Annotated in this window: 15 protein-coding genes and 2 riboswitches; of the genes, 11 read left to right on the forward strand and 4 right to left on the reverse strand. The window is 47.8% G+C overall.

Annotated elements, in window-relative coordinates; translation table 11 throughout:
* Positions 1–227 precede the first annotated feature (227 nt).
* On the reverse strand, positions 228–425 hold the full coding sequence (locus AC4E8B_RS06910; RefSeq protein ID WP_490217851.1) for an alpha/beta-type small acid-soluble spore protein: 198 nt from the start codon (positions 423–425) through the stop codon (positions 228–230).
* Positions 426–595: 170 nt separating this feature from the next.
* On the opposite strand from AC4E8B_RS06910, the gene AC4E8B_RS06915 reads away from it, so the two are divergent.
* From AC4E8B_RS06915 to AC4E8B_RS06940, 6 genes are all read left to right on the forward strand, one after another.
* Positions 596–1,510: a TIGR01777 family oxidoreductase gene (locus AC4E8B_RS06915; protein ID WP_490217852.1), complete on the forward strand. Its 915-nt coding sequence runs from the start codon at positions 596–598 to the stop codon at positions 1,508–1,510.
* A gap of 118 nt (positions 1,511–1,628) precedes the next feature.
* On the forward strand, positions 1,629–2,495 hold the full coding sequence (locus tag AC4E8B_RS06920) for a Cof-type HAD-IIB family hydrolase (RefSeq protein WP_490217853.1): 867 nt from the start codon (positions 1,629–1,631) through the stop codon (positions 2,493–2,495).
* Between the two features lie 165 nt (positions 2,496–2,660).
* Positions 2,661–4,166: a coproporphyrinogen III oxidase gene (locus AC4E8B_RS06925; protein WP_490219548.1), complete on the forward strand. Its 1,506-nt coding sequence runs from the start codon at positions 2,661–2,663 to the stop codon at positions 4,164–4,166.
* A gap of 303 nt (positions 4,167–4,469) precedes the next feature.
* Positions 4,470–5,855, forward strand: coding sequence for a protoporphyrinogen oxidase (locus tag AC4E8B_RS06930; protein WP_490217854.1), 1,386 nt, complete (start codon positions 4,470–4,472; stop codon positions 5,853–5,855).
* Positions 5,856–6,028: 173 nt separating this feature from the next.
* Positions 6,029–7,642, forward strand: coding sequence for a long-chain fatty acid--CoA ligase (locus AC4E8B_RS06935; protein ID WP_490219550.1), 1,614 nt, complete (start codon positions 6,029–6,031; stop codon positions 7,640–7,642).
* 139 nt (positions 7,643–7,781) lie between these two features.
* Complete coding sequence (locus AC4E8B_RS06940) at positions 7,782–8,573, forward strand: enoyl-CoA hydratase (RefSeq protein WP_490217855.1); 792 nt, start codon at positions 7,782–7,784, stop codon at positions 8,571–8,573.
* A 525-nt stretch (positions 8,574–9,098) separates the two neighbouring features.
* Here AC4E8B_RS06940 and AC4E8B_RS06945 read toward each other — a convergent pair.
* Complete coding sequence (locus AC4E8B_RS06945; protein WP_490217856.1) at positions 9,099–9,284, reverse strand: YhzD family protein; 186 nt, start codon at positions 9,282–9,284, stop codon at positions 9,099–9,101.
* Positions 9,285–9,426: 142 nt separating this feature from the next.
* On the opposite strand from AC4E8B_RS06945, the gene AC4E8B_RS06950 reads away from it, so the two are divergent.
* Positions 9,427–10,326, forward strand: coding sequence for an ABC transporter ATP-binding protein (locus AC4E8B_RS06950; protein WP_490217857.1), 900 nt, complete (start codon positions 9,427–9,429; stop codon positions 10,324–10,326).
* A complete protein-coding gene (locus tag AC4E8B_RS06955; RefSeq protein WP_490217858.1) occupies positions 10,319–11,572 on the forward strand; it encodes an ABC transporter permease in 1,254 nt (417 codons plus the stop codon). The genes AC4E8B_RS06950 and AC4E8B_RS06955 overlap by 8 nt, the downstream gene beginning before the upstream one ends.
* A 301-nt stretch (positions 11,573–11,873) precedes the next feature.
* Here the strand turns inward: AC4E8B_RS06955 and AC4E8B_RS06960 are convergent, their stop codons facing one another.
* Positions 11,874–12,506: a LysE family transporter gene (locus tag AC4E8B_RS06960; protein ID WP_490217859.1), complete on the reverse strand. Its 633-nt coding sequence runs from the start codon at positions 12,504–12,506 to the stop codon at positions 11,874–11,876.
* Between the two features lie 178 nt (positions 12,507–12,684).
* Positions 12,685–12,799, forward strand: a riboswitch (TPP riboswitch).
* 221 nt (positions 12,800–13,020) lie between these two features.
* Positions 13,021–13,121: riboswitch (TPP riboswitch) on the forward strand.
* A gap of 51 nt (positions 13,122–13,172) precedes the next feature.
* On the opposite strand from AC4E8B_RS06960, the gene thiC reads away from it, so the two are divergent.
* On the forward strand, positions 13,173–14,936 hold the full coding sequence (gene thiC, locus AC4E8B_RS06965) for a phosphomethylpyrimidine synthase ThiC (RefSeq protein ID WP_490217860.1): 1,764 nt from the start codon (positions 13,173–13,175) through the stop codon (positions 14,934–14,936).
* Between the two features lie 221 nt (positions 14,937–15,157).
* Here the strand turns inward: thiC and AC4E8B_RS06970 are convergent, their stop codons facing one another.
* Positions 15,158–15,352: a hypothetical protein gene (locus AC4E8B_RS06970; RefSeq protein ID WP_490217861.1), complete on the reverse strand. Its 195-nt coding sequence runs from the start codon at positions 15,350–15,352 to the stop codon at positions 15,158–15,160.
* A 139-nt stretch (positions 15,353–15,491) separates the two neighbouring features.
* Between AC4E8B_RS06970 and AC4E8B_RS06975 the strand changes: the two genes are divergently transcribed.
* Together AC4E8B_RS06975 and AC4E8B_RS06980 are read left to right on the forward strand one after the other, a co-directional pair.
* Positions 15,492–16,712: a metallophosphoesterase family protein gene (locus AC4E8B_RS06975; protein WP_490217862.1), complete on the forward strand. Its 1,221-nt coding sequence runs from the start codon at positions 15,492–15,494 to the stop codon at positions 16,710–16,712.
* Between the two features lie 29 nt (positions 16,713–16,741).
* Entirely contained in the window at positions 16,742–19,747 is a 3,006-nt protein-coding gene (locus tag AC4E8B_RS06980; RefSeq protein WP_490217863.1) for an AAA family ATPase, read from the forward strand.
* Positions 19,748–19,842 lie beyond the last annotated feature (95 nt).

Here is a 19,842-nt window from a genome sequence, read left to right on the forward strand (position 1 = left end):
TAGGTGCTCGAGTCATAAGCCAATCAGGCCAGAAGGTTAAAAGACAACCTTCCGTCCTGCTCGTCTTATGCTTGTCGCACCTGAACAGTCGCCTCCGCTTTTCTATCTGTCCAGCTCCAGCGGCTAGAGCCTTGAGTCATAAGCCACGCCAGAATTAAAGGCAAAGAACGCCTTTTATTCTGGCGCGTCTTATGCTTGTCGGCTCTGGGCAAGTCGCCTCCGCTTTTCTATCTCCCGCCAAGCTGCTGTTCAGCCATCTGTACGAGGCGCTTGGTGATTTCTCCGCCGACAGAGCCGTTTGCTCTTGAAGTTGTTTCTGCTCCAAGGCTTACTCCGAACTCAGACGCGATTTCCTGTTTCATTTGCTGAACAGCTGCTTCAAAACCTGGTACAAGTAATTGATTGGAATTATTGCTTCTTGCCATGTAGAGTCATCTCCTAGGTGTTATTTTTGTTGTTTGACACATTTATAGTTTTAGTTCCTGCAAAGCAATTATTCATAGAGGAAGCTGGGAATTAATGGCTTTTAAGGGCAGGGTGTTTCTTGTTATACTTTTCTTAACAGATATTTGTGATTCAGGGAGGAGCTGCAATTATGTCCAAAAGAGTAATCCTTGCCGGGGGAAGCGGTTTTCTTGGGGAAAGCCTGACAAGTTTTTTGCTGTTGCGCGGCTATGAAGTCACCGTTCTTTCCAGGGGGAAAGAAGGCTTTAAGGACGGCGCGGAATTTATCCGCTGGGATGGAAAAAGTATCGATGCACGCTGGATGGACCGGATTGACGGAAGCTGTGCCGTCGTCAATTTTACCGGGAAAAGCGTCAACTGCATTTATACGGAAAAAAATAAACGGGAAATCATAGAGTCAAGGCTTGATTCTGTGAGAGTGCTGAAGGAAGCCATATTGAAAGCAGAACAGCCTCCGAAGGTGTTCGTGCAGGCGGGTTCCCTGGCAATTTTCGGGGATACAGAGGAGGTTTGTGACGAAGAATCGCCTCTGGCTGACGGGTTTTCGCCGGAAGTCTGCAAGCTGTGGGAAGGTGAGTTTTTCTCGGGGGACAGGCTTCCCTGTACAAGGCAGGTTCTCCTGAGGATCGGGTTTGCGCTCGGCAGGGATGGAGGCGCGCTGGAGCCATTGTTAAAGCTTGCCCGCTTGGGGCTAGGCGGCACGATCGGCTCCGGGAGGCAGTATATCAGCTGGCTTCACATAGACGATTTGAACACCATGTTTTTAAATGCGATTGAAGACCCGAATTACAGCGGTGTGTATAATGCCACAGGGCCGCATCCTGTGAGAAATAAAGAATTCATGAAAACTCTCCGCAAGGTCCTGGATAAAGGCTGGTCTCCTCCGGCTCCGTCTCCTTTCGTAAAGGCCGGCGCCTATCTCTTTATGAGGGCAGAGCCTGAACTCGCATTGACCGGAAGGAATTGTGTGCCGAAACGGCTGCTGGAAAATGGGTTTGCCTTTCAATATACCAATCTGGAAAAAGCGCTCCGCGACCTGGTATAACCAAGGAACCCCGCTTTGAGGGGCTGGACATTTCTTTCCCTGGCCCTGTTCTATTCCTGCTCTCCTTTTCATAAAAGTGAATAAGGACAGAATTACATCGAGAATAGGGGGCAATGGGATGATTTATAAGCTTCTTGCTTTAAACATAGAGGGCACGCTGCTTCAGTCCAATGGAAAACTGCATAAATCAACAAGGGAAGCGATTGAATATGTACAGCAGAAAGGGATTTATGTCACTCTCGTTACATCAAGAAGTTTTCCTTCTGCAAAAAAAGTGGCAAAAGCACTGAAAATTAATTCTTATCTGGTAACGCACAGGGGCGCATTCATCGGCAATACTGTCAAAATGCCGATACTTTCAAAAAAACTGCCGGAAACGATTACGTATGAAATCGTAAGGCTGCTTGAAGGATTCTCCTGCCAGATAAGGCTCCTGCATGAGCAATTTTCACTCGCAAACAAAACAAAGCTCAACCATAATATACTTGCGAAAACCGTATTTACGGCCGGGGATCCGATCTTCTATTCACAGCAGTTTGTAGAATCAGTCAGTGATATCCTTCTCGATGATCCGGCTTCTGTTCCGAAAATCGAGGTGTTCTTCGAATCAAAGAAAGATCTTGAAGATGCTCAAAAAGCAATTGCAAACATGTATGCTGAGGCTGACACCGTTAAGCTGAGCGACCAGAGGCTCGATATCGTGCCTGCCGGGGTTTCCAAGCTGAGCGGCCTGCTCCACATCGGCAACCAGCTTGGAGTGGACTTAAGTGAAATGGTCGTGATCGGCGACGGGATCGACGATGTGGACATGGTAAAAGCAGCCGGCCTCGGCGTTGCCATGGGCAATGCCCCAGCAGAATTGAAACTTGCGGCCGACTGGCTGACCAGATCCAATAATGAAAACGGAGTCGCCTATATGGTAAAAGAACACTTCCGCAAGCAGCAGCCTATCGAATTTCTCAAAAAAATGAATTTGCTGAAATAAAAAGCTAAAAAAGGTGACAGGCACCTATACCAGTGAGGGCTGCTGGTATAGGTGCCTGTCACCATTTGAACCTGTTGACCTCCCCTCCCGCATTTTGTACACTTATGGGAGGTTTTTGTATTTAGTTTGAGAGATTCTTTAGTCCATAATAAAAAGGTGATGAATGTGCGTATTTATATAGAAGGGCTGGATCATGAGAGATTTGACCGCCCGATGGGCAATATCGCAAATCTCTTTTTCGAGGAATGCGAAGTGAGCAGGAAACCTGCAGGGGAAGAAGACCTGCATATTGCATTCGAACTGGTTGTTGCTGAAATGATAAAGGTCCGTGCCGTTCTTAAAGACAGGAACGGAAAGAGCGAAGAAGCTTCCTATGAAAAAGAGCTGGAAGAGTGGAGCACAGAAAAAGAGTATTACAGGCAGCTGATCAAGGCTGTTTCCCGCGTGTATTTGATGGTCCTTCAGGATTATACCGGCATCACACAGAAGTGGGGAATCCTTACAGGTGTTCGTCCTACCAAGCTTCTGCACCGCCATGTCCAAAAGGGGACGCCGCAGGCAGAAGCCCATCGCCAGCTGAAAGAGGAATATCTGATCACCGATGAAAAAATCGGGCTGATGCAGAAAATTGTTGACCGCCAGCTTGCCGTCATTCCTGACTTATATGAGCTGAAGAAGGAAGTCAGCATCTATATCGGCATTCCTTTCTGTCCAACGAAATGTGCATATTGCACTTTCCCGGCATACGCGATCAATGGCCGCCAGGGATCTGTCGATTCTTTCCTGGGCGGGCTCCATTATGAAATGCGCGAGGTCGGCAAATGGCTGAAGGACAATGATATCAAGATTACAACCGTCTACTACGGCGGAGGAACGCCAACAAGCATCACAGCCGAGGAAATGGATATGCTTTATGAGGAAATGTACGAGTCCTTCCCGGATGTGGAAAACATCAGGGAAATCACGGTGGAAGCGGGCCGCCCGGATACGATCACCCCTGAAAAGCTGGAAGTACTGAAAAAATGGAACATCGACCGCATCAGCATCAATCCGCAGTCTTACATCCAGGAAACACTCAAAGCAATCGGCCGCCATCATACGGTAGAGGAGACAGTTGATAAGTTCCATCTGGCCCGCGGCATGGGCATGAATAATATCAATATGGACCTGATCATCGGACTTCCAGGCGAAGAAGTCCCCGAATTCCAGCACACCCTTGATGAAACGGAAAAGCTGATGCCTGAATCATTGACTGTCCATACGCTTTCATTTAAAAGGGCGTCTGAAATGACCCGAAACAAAAAGCGATATAAAGTGGCAGACAGGGAAGAAATTGTGCGGATGATGGAGCTTGCAGAGGACTGGACTGAAAAGCATGACTATGCGCCATATTATCTGTACCGCCAGAAAAACATTCTTGGCAATCTTGAAAACGTCGGCTATGCCTTGAAAAACCAGGAAAGCCTTTATAATATCATGATCATGGAAGAGCAGCAGACAATCATCGGCCTTGGCTGCGGAGCATCCAGCAAATTTGTGCATCCCGTAACGGGAATCATCTCCCAGCTCGCCAATCCAAAGGATCCGAAATCCTATAACGACAGCTTTAAGCATTATACCGAAGAGAAAATTAAGATTCTTGAAGATCTGTTCAGCAGGGAGCAAGCCTGAGCTGGACACTGAATGGCAGGTGCCCCGGCTCCTGCTATTTGTTTTTCCTCCTGGACTATATACCTTTGAACTTCCGGCATATTTGTGAAAAAAAGCGGGAAAGCATATAATGGGAAAGGCGATTCTCTCCAGGAGAGTCGTTTTTTATTAGTAAGTCTTGGGGATAATTATCAATTCTTGATCTATTACCAATTGACACAATCTATACACAAAGCAAGCCTGGGCAAGGCTTATTCTTGAATTGAATTATAGTAAAATAAGCATATGATGCCAGATCATCGATCGGTTTGAGGAGTGAATATAATGAAGACAGCTGTGGTAATCGGCGGAGGCATCACCGGGCTTTCTGCCATGTATTATCTGCAAAAGCTGAAGCAGGAAAAGAACCTGCCGCTTAACCTGATACTCGCAGAAAAAGGCGGGGAACTGGGCGGCAAGATTGCGACTGTAAAAAAAGGCGAATATATCATGGAAACAGGGGCGGATTCTGTTGTTGCCCGCAATGAAAGCATCCTCCAGCTGCTGGACGAGCTGAAGCTGCATGATGAAGTGGTCTACAATGCAACCGGAACTTCCTATCTATATTCAAAAAAACGGCTGGTGAAAATCCCTGAAGACACTGTTTTCGGCATTCCGACAAGTGTGCAGTCATTGTTCAGCAGCCCGCTGATTTCCTTCAAAGGAAAAGTCCGTGCCTTGAAGGACCTTGTCAGCAAAAATAAGGAATTCACAAAAGACAGCTCAATCGGGCTGTTTCTTGAAAGCTTTCTAGGCAGGGAGCTGGTCGAATCCCAGGTTTCGCCGGTTTTATCAGGCGTGTATTCCGGGAAACTGAATGAGCTGACGATGGCGACGACGCTTCCTTACCTGCTTGACTATAAAAATAAATACGGCAGCATCATCCGCGGGCTGTCCGAAAATAAAAAGAAGTTTCAATCCTCCAGCAGCAAGAAGTTCATTTCCTTTAAAGGCGGATTATCTGTACTCACCGACAGGCTGGAAGAAGCATTGACAGATGCAGAAATCCTAAAGGGAGCGGCGGTCGAGAAAATAGAGAAACACGGCGGGCAATACACCATTGCTTTTTCCAACAGGGAAAGCATTACTGCAGACTATGTGATATTGAGCACTCCCCATGATGCAGCCGAAAAGCTGCTTCGGGATGACCGATTGGATCCTGCATTCGCCGAGCTGAAAAACTCTTCGCTCACAAGCATCTATCTTGGTTTTGATATCCCTGACAGCGAGCTGCCTGCAGACGGCACAGGCTTCATTGTATCTGAGGGAAGCGACCTTAAGTGCAATGCCTGCACATGGACGAGCCGAAAGTGGAGCCATACTTCAGAAAAGCACCAGCTCCTGCTGCGGCTTTTCTACAAAAGCTCCAATCCGAATTATGCATACCTGAACGGGCTGGACAGAGATGGGTTTGTGGAAGAGGCATTGAAAGATGTGAAAAAGAGCCTCGGTATTTCTGCACAGCCGGCCATGGTGGAAGTGACACGCTGGAATAATTTAATGCCGAATTATTCGCTGAAGCATGGAGAAGCGGTGGGATCGCTCACTGACAGTCTGACAGAGCATTATCCTAATGTCCTTATCGCCGGTTGTTCTTATTATGGTGTAGGCATTGCTGCCTGCATCTCCAACGGCCAGAAAACCGCTGAAATGATTGCGGAGAAAATATAGAAACAGAGAGGCGGCTTTCCATAAGAAGGCCGCCTGAATTTTTACTATAAAAGACAGAAATTTCCGTTAAAAATAAAGGGATTTCAGGAAGTTTAGAGAATGTTTTAGGCAGAAGGAATCATAAGCTTTAAATAATTATGTAAGCGTTTACTATGGGGAGGTAGATTATATTGATGATGCAGACGCCTTTAACGATGACGCAAATGATAAAGAGAGCAGAAAAGTATTTTCCGAAGAAAGAAGTAGTATCAAGAACAGGCTCAGGCATTCACCGTTTCACTTACAGGCAGATCGCCGAACGGACAAAGAAGCTGGCAGCAGCCCTTGAATCGATCGGGGTGGAAAGGGGCGATAAGGTCGGTACCCTCGCCTGGAACCACCACCGGCATCTAGAGGCCTATTTTGCTATTCCCTGCAGCGGCGCTGTGCTGCATACCATCAATATCAGGCTCTCCCCGCAGCATATTTCTTATATTATCAATCATGCAGAAGACAAAGTTTTATTAATAGATCCTGATATTGTCCCGCTCATCGAGAAATGCCAGCAGGAGCTCTCCACGGTTAAGGCCTACATCATCATGGGGGATGAAGGGGAGCTTCCGGAAACCACGCTTTCCCCTGTTTATCATTACGAAGAGTTCCTGGAATCAGGCAGGAGCGATTATGAGTATCCCGATGATCTTGATGAAAACAGCCCGGCCGGCATGTGCTATACCTCTGCGACGACCGGAAATCCCAAAGGGGTCATTTACTCCCACAGAGGCATTGTCCTGCACAGCATGGCATTGGGGATGGCAGACAGTGCTGCAGTAAGCGAGAAGGATATAGCTATGCCTGTTGTGCCGATGTTCCATGTCAATGCATGGGGGCTTCCGTTTGCGGCCGTCTGGTTCGGGACCTCACTTGTCATGCCGGGCCCATATTTCACGCCAAAGCTTTTGGCAGAACTGGTCCAAAGTGAAAAAGTAACCATCACAGCCGGCGTGCCGACCATCTGGCTCGGACTGCTGAAGGAGCTTGATGAAAATGAATATGACATGTCAAGCCTCAGATCCATTCTCTGCGGGGGATCTGCAGCGCCGAAAGGCATGATCAAAGCCTTTGAGCAAAAGCATAAGATTCCGTTCATGCATGCATATGGCATGACAGAAACAAGCCCGCTTGTAGTCATATCGACCTTAAAGAGCTATCAGGAGGAACTGTCTGCGGAAGAGAAGCTCGATATCAAAGCGAAGCAGGGAATCCTTGTTCCAGGGCTGGAAATGAAGGCAGTCGGAAAGGACGGCGAGGTGAAATGGGACGGCAAAGAAATGGGGGAGCTTGCGATCCGCGGACCATGGATTGCCTCGGAATACTACAAAGATGACCGTACAGACGAAGCCTTCCGGGATGGCTGGCTCTACACAGGGGACGTGGTCACCCTTGATGAGGAAGGTTTTATGAAAATCGTTGACAGGACAAAGGACCTGATCAAAAGCGGCGGTGAATGGATCAGCTCGGTTGATCTTGAAAATGCCCTCATGGCCCACGAAGCCGTTTTTGAAGCAGCTGTTGTAGCAGTCCCGCATGAACAATGGCAGGAGCGGCCTGTTGCCTGTGTGGTGCTGAAAGACAGCCATAAAGGTTTGGATAAACAGGAGCTCTACGATTTCCTTCAGCCTCAGTTTGCGAAATGGTGGCTGCCTGATGAAATCTTATTCATGGAGGAAATCCCGAAAACGTCTGTAGGGAAATTCCTTAAAATGGCCCTGCGGGATCAAGTCCAGCAGCAGCTGGCCGCAAAATAAAGGAAGCAAGGCAGAGTGAAGAACCTCTGCCTTTTCTTGCGGCTGAATGTGACAATATTTCAAATTATTCGATAAAAACTTTATAATGAATCCTCCACTCTTTATAATAGAGATAACTATGACCAAGGAGGCTGCGGATATGGCATTAGAATGCAAAACAGAAACTGTGAAGGTATCCATCAAAAACAGGGTGGCAGTTGTGGAAATGAACAGGCCTGAATCCCTGAATGCGCTGGATGAAGAAATGATTAAAGGACTGGCTGCGAACCTGAAGCAGATCAGTAATGACGAAAACGTCGATATCGTCGTGCTTAAAGGAAGCGGCAGAGCCTTTTCCTCAGGAGGCGATATTAAAACGATGCTTTCGTCCACAAATGAAAGCGATTTCTACACAGTTATGGACTGCATCAGCGATCTTGTCATTACACTCTATACCATGCCAAAGCTTACAATCAGCTTTGTGACTGGCGCAGCTGCCGGACTTGGCTTCAGCCTGGCACTGGCTACAGACTATATACTGGCCGACAAATCAAGCAAGCTGGCGATGAATTTTATCGGCATCGGGCTGATCCCTGACGGAGGTTCGCATTTCTTCCTTGAGCGCAAGCTTGGAGAAGACAGAGCAAAGCACCTTATCTGGGAAGGAAAAGCAATGCCGGCCGAAGAAGCATTTAAGCAGGGACTCGTCCATGAAATAGCTGATGGCAATATGGAAGACGCCCTTAACGACAAAATTGAAAATTGGCTTTCTAAGCCCGTTTCTGCCATGATCAAGACCAAAAAGATCCTTGCGGAAAAAAATCGCCCCGACCTCCTGAAAATGCTTGAACTTGAAAAGCATGGTCAATATAAAATGCGCAGCACAGAAGATCATCAGGAAGGCATTAAAGCTTTCATTGAGAAAAGGAAGCCGGTGTTTAAAGGAAAATAAGCCATAGTCCGATCGCGGGCTTATAATCTCAATTCAATTAACCCTGAAAAAAGAGCCGGACGAAAGGATATGCTCCTTTCGTCCGGCTCTTTTTGGTTTTGGAATTACAGTAGGGCATGGCTTTGCAGCCAGCGTTTGTTAATCTGAGCAAGCGCCTTCCGCTTCCTGATCAGTCCAGCTCCAGGCGCTAGCCCTGACAAGCGCCTTCCGCTTCCTATGCAGTCCAGCTCCGGCGGCTAGAGCCTCGAGTCATAAGCCAATCAGGCCAGAAAGTTTAAGAACAACCTTCCGTCCTGCTTGTCTTATGCTGGGCCCGCAGGACGCGGGTCATGCAGGCGTTGCCACAGGACGTGGCGCTTTTAGCCTGCGTTCCTAAATCTGAGCAAGCCGCCTCCGCTTCCTAGTCAGTCCAGCTCCAGGCGCTAGCACTTCGAGTCATAAGCCACTCCAGAATTAAAGGCAAAGAACGCCTTTTATTCTGGAGCGTCTTATGCTTGTCAGGGCTGAGCAAGCGCCTTCCGCTTCCTATGCATGAAATATAATTAGTTTACCTAGCGGGGAGGTGCAGCGGTGGGTTTTGTCGCTTAGTCCTTTTTCGCTGAGGAGGTTTCCGCCGATTTCTTTTGCTTCGTCGTCGCTGCCGGCCTGGAAGCTTTCATCGAGGATTTTTTCCCCGTCGTTCTCGAATGCTGTGAGTTTATAGGTTTTCATATGCTCTTCTCCTTTTATGAAAAATTCTGATAGTTACTATTATTCTTGCATAATTTCTGTTTTTCTGCAAAGAGATTTTTTCCTGTATATTGAACCTTTTTGGTGGTTGAATCGTATAAGATGTAGAGAAGGAGGAGTTACGATGGTACTCGAGCTTGAACATGTGACAAAAAGATTTGGAAAGTTCACTGCGGTGGATGATCTTTCCCTGACCATCCCGGAAAAGGAAATGTTCGGATTTCTGGGGGCGAATGGGGCGGGCAAGACCACGACGTTCCGGATGGTGCTTGGCCTTCTGGAGCCGACAAACGGGCGCATTTCCTGGGACGGGGACAAAATCGACTATTCAACAAGCCCGATCATTGGCTATCTGCCTGAGGAGCGCGGCCTGTATCCGAAGCTGAAGGTTAAGGACCAGGTAGTATACCTGGCAAGGCTGAGAGGGATGAAGAAGGCTGACATTCTGAGGGAGCTGGACTATTGGCTCAACCGATTTAAAGTGCCGGAATATGCAAACAAGAAAGTGGAGGAACTGTCCAAGGGAAATCAGCAGAAGATCCAGTTTATTGCCAGCGTTATACATAAACCAAAGCTGCTGATCCTTGACGAGCCTTTCAGCGGGCTGGATCCCGTGAACGTCGAGCTTCTGAAAAGCGCTGTGCTCGAGCTGAAGGAGAAAGGCACGACCATTGTGTTTTCCAGCCACCGGATGGAGCATGTGGAGGAAATGTGCGAGCATTTATGCATCATGCACAAGGGACGCCCTGTTGTCCATGGAGCCCTTAAGGAGATAAAAAGGGCGTTCGGGCGGAAAAATCTTGTGATCCATGCTGATTTCAAGCTGGATTTCTTAAGTGGATTCCCCGGTGTGGAAAAGGTGAAGCATACAGCGGAAGGGGTCCATCTGCAGATTGAAGGGGAAGAAGCTGCAGAGGCAATTTTGAAAGAAATTGCCGGCAAAGGATTTGTCAGGAAATTTGTTCTCGAGGAGCCTTCGCTGAACGATATTTTCATTGAAAAGGTGGGTGCTTCTTATGAATAATTTCTGGATTATCCTGTTCCACACCTATTGGAGCAAACTGAAGACGAAATCATTCATTATTACAACGATTGTCACTCTGCTGCTGATCATTGGCCTGACGAATATGCAGCAGATCATTGAAAAGTTCAATGGTGATGGAGATGATGTTAAGGTAGCTGTAATCGATGAAACAGGAAATCTGCTGGTTCCTCTTCAGCAGCAGCTTGATACAGCGGGAAGCAGTTTGAAGCTTGAAGAGTTCAGCGGTTCGGCAGAAGATGGCGAAGCAAAGGTTAAGGATGGCGATTATGCCGGACTGCTTACTCTTTCAGCTAATTCCGAAGAACTTCCTGCAGCTGAATACAAATCCCTCAGCCTCGCAGATACATCAGTATCAGGAGAATTGGAGGGAGCGCTTCAGCAGGTGAAGACAGGAATCGCGGCTTCGAAAATCAATCTGTCAGAGGCAGAGCTTGCCAGCCTCTATGAGCCTGTCAAGTTCCAGAGAGATGCGCTTGAAGAGAATGCCAAAACAGAAGAAGAGCTGACACAGGCAAGAGGCCTTGTGTATGTGCTGCTGTTCATCATTTATTTTGCCGTCATTATGTATTCAAGCATGATTGCAATGGAGGTAGCTACGGAAAAATCTTCGCGTGTTATGGAGATTTTGATTTCAAGCGTCTCTCCGATCAAGCAGATGTTTGCAAAGATTCTAGGGATTGCCTTGCTTAGCCTGACGCAGCTGTCGGTTTTGCTGGCAGTAGGCTACTTTTTTGTAAAGCGGAATCTGGAGTCGATGCAGGGAGGCTTCTTCGAATTCTTCGGATTCGGTGATATCCCGGCGGCCACCATCATTTATGCTGTTGTGTTTTTTATCCTCGGATATCTTCTATATGCAACACTTGCAGCCTTCCTTGGCTCGCTTGTCAGCAGGATCGAGGATGTACAGCAGATGATCATGCCGATGACCATGCTCGTTGTAGCAGGCTTCATGATTGCGATCATCGGGCTGTCACAGCCGGAAAAAGCATTCGTGACCATCAGTTCCTATATCCCGTTTTTTACTCCGATGCTGATGTTCATGCGGGTAGGCATGCTGACCCTGCCGGTCTGGGAGCCGATAGCCGGAATCGCTATCCTTGCCGTCTCCATCCTGCTGCTCTCAATATTTGGAGCAAGGGTATACAAGGGCGGAGTGCTTATGTATGGAAAATCCAATTCCTTCAAGGATATTAAAAAAGCTTTGCAGCTGTCTAAGAATAAATAAGAAACAACGGAGTCGGTCTTTCAAACCCGAAAAGCTTTTGGAGTTTGTCTGGCAGTATTGTTTTTGAAACCTTTGGAACAGCAACACTAAGTATTTAAGCCTGTTGATTGGAGTGCAGGGCACGCAGACTCCTGCGGGAAATAGCGGCAAGGCTGAGACCCCGCAACGCGCAGCGTGAGGAGGCTCAGCGTCGCCCCGCGGAAAGCGAAGTGCCTGGAACGCAAATCAACAGCCCCTTTTATAGGCAGATAGAAAAGACTGCAGACAAACTCGAATTATATCGGGTTCGTCTGCAGTTTTTTTATCCAAACAAAGAGACAATCCCCTGATACGCAAAATAGATTCCAAAGAGAATAAGCGACAGTCCTGAAAGCATGCTAATGATGATGATCGCTTTTGAGGTCAGGAACCGCCTGAAGCCGCTTGTCAGGCCCGCCACAAAAATATCCCAAAGGGCGAGTCCGATAAAAATCATGCAGCTGTAAACGAGAAGCTGGCCTGTCCCAAAGGAAGAGGCTGTTTTGGCCAGGACCGATCCGTAAATCCCCAGCCAAAACAAAATCGACAGCGGGCTTGAAACCGACATGATGAATCCGGTGAAAAAGCATTTGAGCAGCGATTCTTTGCTCCGTATGTAAGTGACAGATATTTTATTGGCATTCATCATGCCTTCGATTCCGGAATAAAGAAGAATAAAACCGCCGAACAGCCACAGGAAGGTTTGAATCATAGGGGAGTCAAGGAATTGCACGAGTCCGAGATAGACGATCAGCATATAAACCCCGTCAGCGATCATCGATCCCGCGCCTACAATCCATGCGTGCCAAAATCCGTTTTTCAGCCCCTTTTCCAGCCTGACAGCATTGACAGGGCCGATCGGCGCCGCCAGTGAAAGTCCTAAAACGATATAGCTGATATATATTCCAATGCTCAATGATATCACTCGCCTATTCAAGGATTAGCCCGGAAGGACTTGTACAATTTTATGCAGCAAACACAGAGGGTAGGACGCAAATCTTAAAATCTCCAGCTTTGTGTTTTTGGAATAATATGAAAATAGTCTGTTTTCTTCCTTGATGGCATATGGTATAGTAGCTTATGAAAATAGCATATTTTGGCACTGGGGGTGCCGGTAGAGGCCGGCTGAGAGTAAGACCCGTTCTAGTCTTTGACCCTTTTAAACCTGATCTGGTTCGTACCAGCGGAGGGAAGTGTAGATGGCTTTTATTTGTCATACATACGCGGATTCCTTTTGCAGGAGTCCGCTTTTTAGCTTCTGCAGCAAGAAAGATGCGGCAGCTGTATGCCATTTTTTGGCCTGGCATGCCCCCGGTGCAATATGCAAGGGGGTTTTTTGCTGTGAAAAAATAAACGCATGAAAAAATGGTGTGCAGTTAACTTGATGTTTTCATTTTGGAAAAATGCAAGAAAGTTTTCTATTACATTTTATTCACTGCTGGGGGAGCTTTATAGGCTGAGAAAGGAATATCCTAAACCCTTGGAACCTGATCTGATTAATGTCAGCGTAGGGAAGCAGCCGGTATGGCCTGCTTCCTCCGTAAAAAACTGCCTTAGGCAAAAAGTTGGAGGAGGAAGAAGTATGAAAAATTTATATGAAATGAATAGACTGTTTTTTTCAGGAAGCCGGAAAGTATATGTAAAAGGCATCAGGGACGATATAAAGGTCCCGGTCAGGGAAATAATCCAGGAAAGCACGAGGACTGCTATCGGAACAGAGGACAACCCGCCTGTTTGTGTATATGACACGAGCGGCCCTTATTCTGATCCTGATTTTGAGATTGATATAACGAAAGGTTTGCCCCGGATAAGGGAAGGCTGGATTGAGGAGCGGAAGGATGCGGAAGCTTATCAAGGCAGAGTACAGAAGCCGGAGGATAACGGGCTTCAGGCTGGGTCTACAGTTTCTTTGGCAGATATTTTTCCAAATAAAGCATCCTTGCCGCTCAAGGCAAAAGAAGGCCGGAATGTGACTCAGCTGCATTATGCCCGGAAAGGTGTCATTACACCTGAAATGGAGTTCATCGCCATCAGGGAAAATCTGGATCCGGAATTCGTCAGGAGCGAGGTGGCAAGCGGAAGGGCGATTATTCCTGCCAATATCAATCACCCGGAAGCTGAACCGATGATCATCGGACGCCATTTTCATGTGAAGGTCAACGCGAATATCGGCAATTCGGCTGTTTCTTCCTCCATCGCGGAAGAAGTGGAGAAAATGACCTGGGCAGTGCACTGGGGGGCAGATACAATTATGGATCTTTCCACCGGAAGGAACATCCATGAAACCCGTGAATGGGTCATCCGCAATTCTCCAGTTCCTGTCGGGACTGTACCGATTTATCAGGCACTTGAAAAAGTGAAGGGGATTGCCGGGGATCTGACCTGGGACATATACAGAGATACCTTGATAGAGCAGGCTGAACAGGGAGTGGATTATTTTACAATCCATGCGGGGGTGCTGCTCCGCTATATTCAGCTGACTGCCGAAAGGACGACAGGTATTGTATCCAGGGGAGGGTCGATCATGGCCCAATGGTGCCTTCAGCATCATAAAGAGAATTTCCTGTATACACATTTTGAGGAAATTTGTGAAATTTTAAAAGCTTACGATATTTCCATTTCTCTCGGAGATGGGCTGCGTCCAGGTTCTATAGCAGATGCGAATGATGAGGCTCAATTTGCGGAGCTTGAAACGCTCGGAGAGCTAACGGAAATAGCCTGGAAGCATGATGTCCAGGTAATGATTGAGGGGCCGGGGCATGTTCCGATGCATAAGATCAAAGAAAATGTAGATAAGCAGATGGAAATTTGCAAGGAGGCGCCATTTTATACGCTTGGACCACTCACGACAGATATTGCCCCGGGATATGATCATATTACATCTGCAATAGGAGCAGCGATGATCGGATGGTTTGGCACTAGCATGCTTTGTTATGTTACGCCGAAGGAGCATCTTGGACTTCCGGATAAAAATGATGTCCGGGAAGGGGTCATAGCTTATAAAATTGCAGCTCATGCCGCAGATCTTGCCAAAGGCCATCCTGGTGCCCAGGTTCGGGACAATGCATTGTCAAAGGCCAGGTTCGATTTCAGGTGGAACGACCAGTTCAATTTATCCCTGGATCCTGAGCGGGCGCGGGCATACCATGATGAAACCCTGCCGGCTGAGGGGGCAAAAACCGCCCATTTCTGTTCTATGTGCGGCCCTAAATTTTGTTCTATGCGCATTTCCCAGGATATCCGCCAGATGGCCAAAGATCAGGGGAAAACTGTTTCAGAGGCGATTGAGGATGCAATGAAGCAAAAAGCCGGGGAGTTTGCCAGCCGTGGCTCATCCATCTATTGAACATAGAAGAAATACTGTAGTTTGGAAATTGGAAGAGCAGATCCTCTACATGCAGCAAAAGATCCGGGGGCTGGAAAAGCAAATTTCGGAGATACAGAGAAGCTGCTCCCATATCTATTATGAGGCAGATGGATACAGGACCTGCACAAAATGCCTGAAAAGCGAATCGGTCCACTATTAATAAGACAAAGGCTTGCCAGGATATTCCGGCAAGCCTTTAACTATTCGCGGGACTGATTTGCCATCTGCCTTTTTATGCTGCCGTAAGTAGACAAATAAACGATGCCGATGCTCCATGCAGCAGCGGCCATGAACTTCCAGTTGCCTGTCAGAACTGAAATGATGATGAACAATAGAAACAGGGCAGCAGAAATATACTTGAGTCTATTAAGGGCCAATTCAGGATTTTTATACATTTTATTCACTCCTAAGGTTATTTACTTCTTATACTTACCGATGGTGGAAAAAGTTCAAAGCTGATAACTTTTTATAGAGGAACGTGCATTCGCTTTTTCTAGGTGATAAAATAGGAGAAAAGCGCTGAAAGGGAACATTATGAAGGAAATTACATTTATTCATGCAGCAGACCTGCATCTGGACAGCCCTATGCTCGGGCTTTCCACCCTGCAGGATGATTTATTCGATAAAATCAAAGAAAGCACATTTGCCGCTTTGAAAAATATAGTGGATGCTGCCCTTGCAAGGAAGGTGGACTTTGTTATTCTGGCCGGAGATCTGTTTGACGGTGAAGACAGGAGTATAAAGGCACAGGCTAGGCTGCGAAAGGAAATGAACCGCCTTGCGGAAAAGAATATACCTGTTTACGCAGTCCATGGCAATCATGACCACTTTGAAGGAAGCTGGTCCCATATCAGCCTCCCGGACAATGTACATATTTTTCCGCACCAGCCAAGTGAGGCATGCTTTACAGCCTCCAATGGCACAACTGTCAGCCTGCATGGCTTCAGCTATCCGAGGAGGCATGTTACAGAAAGAATGATCGGCCAGTATCCCGTTCGGGGATTGGCGGATTTCCATATCGGCATCCTGCACGGCAGCCTTGAAGGTGAGACCGGCCATGGCCGCTATGCCCCGTTTATTTTAAAAGAGCTGCTGGATAAGGAATACGACTACTGGGCTCTGGGCCATATCCATAAAAGAATGGTCCTGAATGCTGAGCCGCCGGTCATCTATCCAGGAAATACTCAGGGGCGCAGCCGGAAGGAAAGCGGGGCGAAAGGCTGCTACCATGTCATCCTGAATGAAGCAGGGGCTGATTTTGAATTTCTCCAATGCCACAGCTTCCGCTGGGAGCAGAGAACAGTCGATATCAGCGGACTATCAGCATTTGATGAGGTCTACAGCAGGTGTCTTCAGGCTGTTGAAGAAGAGCGGAAGAACGGCGGTGTCATTCTTGAGCTTTTTTTGAAGGGGGCATCACTCAGTCCGCAGGATATGAAAGTTGTGGCCGGGGGTGAACTGCTCTCACTTCTTCAGGAGGAAGAGGAAGGGAACATGCCGTTTGTATGGGTGAGCGCAGTTATAGCCGAAGAGCAGCAGAGCTGGGACAGAAATCAGCTGAGGGAAAAAGCAGATTTTTTCAGCGGGCTGTTTGCTGCTGCGGACGAGTTTGATGATTTTGAGGTAAGCTTGGGAAGCCTTTACAGCCACCCTCTGGCAAGAAGGTATGCAGAAAGTATGGAGGAAGGGGAAAAGGCAGTACTTTTAAAAGAAGCAGAAGAGATGCTGCTGGGGCTCCTTTACAAAAATGACTGAAAGGCAGCGCCAGAAAGGGGAACAGCTCTATGAAAATACTTGAAATCCATATATACGGCTACGGCAAACTTGAAGATGCTGTCTATTCCGGCCTTGGAGATTTACAGGTCTTCTTCGGTGAAAATGAAGCAGGCAAATCTACCATCATGTCTTTTATACATAGCATCCTGTTCGGCTTTCCCTCCAGGCAGCAGGCTGAGCTCAGATATGAACCGAAATTTGGGGCTAAATACGGAGGCAGGATCACAGCTTCCTTCCCTAGAAGGGGAAAAGCAGTCATCGAGCGGGTAAAAGGAAAATCAGCTGGAGATGTAAGTGTGGTGATGGAGACTGGGGAACGCGGAGGGGAAGAGCTCCTTGGCGAACTTCTATCACATGTTGATAAAACGCTTTTCCAGGCCATTTTTTCATTCAATCTCCATGGGCTGCAGAATGTCCACTCCATGAAAAATGAAGAGCTGAGCAAATTCCTTTTTTCTGCCGGTGCTATAGGGTCTGATCGTCTGGCAGCAGCAGAAAACAAAATACAGAAAGAAATGGAAGGGCTTTTTAAGCCGGGCGGGAAAATCCCTGTTTTGAATGACCAGCTGAAAAAGCTGAAGCAGCTGCATGCTGATCTTAAAAAAGCAGAACAGAAAAATGGACAATATTGGGCCCTGGCGGCTGAGAGGGATGCTGCTGCCGCGAAGATTGAAAGCCTGCGCAATGAAGCAGATGCATCAGGGGCCAGGCTCTATCAGCTGGAAGAGTGGATGCGTATGGGCCCGGTCCATAAAAAGGTGCAGCTTTTAAGGCAGGAAGCAGAAGCCGGTATAGGAATGAGTTTTCCTCCGGGAGGGCTGGAGAAACTGGAGCAGCTGAACCAGAATGAAATCCCGCTGAAGGGAAGGAATGCGAGCCTTTCAGCCAGGCTTGCCGCCCTTCGGGAAGAGGCAGGGAAGATCAGCCCGGATCAGCTGGTTCTTGATCACGAAAAAGAGATTCTGTCACTTCAGGAAAAGATGCCTGCATACGGGCAGCTTGTCCAGCAGGCTAAGCAGGCTTCCTATAAAATCAGGAAGCTCCAGGAAGAGTCGGATCAATTGAAGGACAGGCTTCATCTGCGCTTGTCAGATGAAGAGCTGGAACAGGCAGATACAAGCATCTTCATGCAGGAAAACACTGCTGAGGCACAGCGCAAAAAGCAGAGGCTCGCAGAAAAGCGTGCGGAGCTTGATGAACGCTTCTCAGAAGAAAAGGACAGGCTGGTCAGCTTGGAAGAGGAATTAAATCAGGTGAATGCCAGTCTCCTGCCCGATGAAGAGCTGGCAGACATCCGCCGCAGGCTCGCAGGTGAATCTGATCCCGAGAGTCTTCTGAGAAAAAGGGAAGACCTTGAGGGAAGGGCAGCCTTTCTGAAGAATGCAATCCGGCATGAGAAAGCATCACAGCAAAAACAGCGTGCAGCGGTGAAGATTCAGGCGCTGATGATTGCGCTCATCTGTGCCGGGCTGATTGCCTGGGGCCTGGCAGATGGCCAATGGGAGTTTATGCTGGCAGCTATACCCGGATTTGCTTTTATTGCCTGGCTTTTATTAAAAAAAGAAGATACCAGCCAATCAAGATTTCTGAAAGAAGAGCTTATGTCCATAGAGAAAAGCATGGAAGAACTTGATGAACGCATAAAAAGTCCGCAGGCGGAAGGGGCATTTTACCTGAAAGAGCGGATTGAAAAGGACAGGCAGCTTCGGGAACGCCAGCTGCAGCTGACCGTCAGGCTGCAGCAGCAGAATGAGCAATATGATAAAGTCATTGCTGCTTTTGAAACATGGGAGGAAGAATCCGCCCATGCAGACAGCCTTCTTGCGGAACTCGGCAGGCAGCTCTTCATCCCTGCTTCCTTGGCACAGTCCCATATCCACGATGCTTTCATGCTGCTGGAAAAGCTGAAATCCCTCAGGCGTGAGCTCCGCCATGAGAAAGCTGAGGCAGCTGCTGCTGAGAAAGCTGCTGCTGAAATGGCAGAACTGGCCAGTAGACTTGCTGAGCTCATCTTGGAAGACGCAGGAGGCAGTGTGCAGGAGACAGCCTTTACCTTGAAAAAAATGCTGTTCGAAGCTCAGGGCAAATGGAATGAGCTTAAAGCAAAGAAAGCTGCTTTACAGGAGCTGAACGAGGAGAAAGAACAATGTGTTCGAGAGCTGGCTTACATCTGTGAAGAAAAAGAAAAGCTGTTCTTCACTGCTGAGGCCGGCTCAGAGGAGGATTTCATTGATAAAGGGAATCAGGCAGTAAAGCAGGAAGAGCTGCAGGAAGAAATCAGGCATCTGGACAGGCAGCTGAAGCTTTCTTCCTTAACGGAAGAGGAAAGGGTGGAGTTCTCTGCCATTCCTGCTCCTGAAGCGGAAATTGTCCGCTGCAGAGAAACCCTGGACAATATCAAAAAAGAACTCCCGCAGCTTCAGGATAAAGTGGCATCGCTGAACCATGAAATTGCCATGATCGAAGAAGGCGGCTTATACAGCGACCTGCTGCATAGATTTTCCCTTGCAAAGAGCGAGTTCAATGAAGGGGCGAGAAAGTGGGCCAAATATGCATTGGCCAGAAAGCTCCTTGAGAATACGGCTGAAGCGTACAAGCAAGAATATATGCCGGAGATGCTCGGAAAGGCGGAAGAATTTCTTTCCGTACTGACAGGCGGGCGCTATGTCCGCATCACTCCAAAAGAAGAGGGGGCAGGACTTCTCGTGGAGAAAGGCGATGGCACCCTTTTCGAAGCCAATGAACTCAGCCAGGCAACGGCCGAGCAGGTGTATGTGTCCATCAGGCTGGCCTTGGCGGCAGCCATCTATAAAAGATACTCATTCCCTATCATCATCGATGACAGCTTCGTCAATTTCGATCATGTAAGAACCAGGAGGATGATTGAGCTCCTGAGGGGTCTGAGGGGCCATCAGATATTGTTTTTTACCTGCCAAAGGCATCTGCTTGAACACTTCCATCCAGATGAGGCGGCAGACCTTCAGGGCAGGAAAGTACAGCAGGCTGATAATTGAAATCAGGCTCTCTTCTTATCAATAACATCGGCATCAGCCCCTTGCACGCAAGGGGCTTTTTGCTGTGTTCCAATTCTGGACAGCGAATGCTGCAT

This window comes from Bacillus sp. SRL543 (genome assembly GCF_984799205.1).

Excerpts from the sequence above, each read along its gene's own strand:
- AC4E8B_RS06910 (WP_490217851.1), bottom strand. The coding sequence starts at position 425 with ATGGCAAGAAGCAATAATTCCAATCAATTACTTGTACCAGGTTTTGAA.
- AC4E8B_RS06915 (WP_490217852.1), top strand. The coding sequence starts at position 596 with ATGTCCAAAAGAGTAATCCTTGCCGGGGGAAGCGGTTTTCTTGGGGAA.
- AC4E8B_RS06920 (WP_490217853.1), top strand. The coding sequence starts at position 1,629 with ATGATTTATAAGCTTCTTGCTTTAAACATAGAGGGCACGCTGCTTCAG.
- AC4E8B_RS06930 (WP_490217854.1), top strand. The coding sequence starts at position 4,470 with ATGAAGACAGCTGTGGTAATCGGCGGAGGCATCACCGGGCTTTCTGCC.
- AC4E8B_RS06935 (WP_490219550.1), top strand. The coding sequence starts at position 6,029 with ATGATGCAGACGCCTTTAACGATGACGCAAATGATAAAGAGAGCAGAA.
- AC4E8B_RS06940 (WP_490217855.1), top strand. The coding sequence starts at position 7,782 with ATGGCATTAGAATGCAAAACAGAAACTGTGAAGGTATCCATCAAAAAC.
- AC4E8B_RS06945 (WP_490217856.1), bottom strand. The coding sequence starts at position 9,284 with ATGAAAACCTATAAACTCACAGCATTCGAGAACGACGGGGAAAAAATC.
- AC4E8B_RS06950 (WP_490217857.1), top strand. The coding sequence starts at position 9,427 with ATGGTACTCGAGCTTGAACATGTGACAAAAAGATTTGGAAAGTTCACT.
- AC4E8B_RS06955 (WP_490217858.1), top strand. The coding sequence starts at position 10,319 with ATGAATAATTTCTGGATTATCCTGTTCCACACCTATTGGAGCAAACTG.
- thiC (WP_490217860.1), top strand. The coding sequence starts at position 13,173 with ATGAAAAATTTATATGAAATGAATAGACTGTTTTTTTCAGGAAGCCGG.
- AC4E8B_RS06970 (WP_490217861.1), bottom strand. The coding sequence starts at position 15,352 with ATGTATAAAAATCCTGAATTGGCCCTTAATAGACTCAAGTATATTTCT.
- AC4E8B_RS06975 (WP_490217862.1), top strand. The coding sequence starts at position 15,492 with ATGAAGGAAATTACATTTATTCATGCAGCAGACCTGCATCTGGACAGC.
- AC4E8B_RS06980 (WP_490217863.1), top strand. The coding sequence starts at position 16,742 with ATGAAAATACTTGAAATCCATATATACGGCTACGGCAAACTTGAAGAT.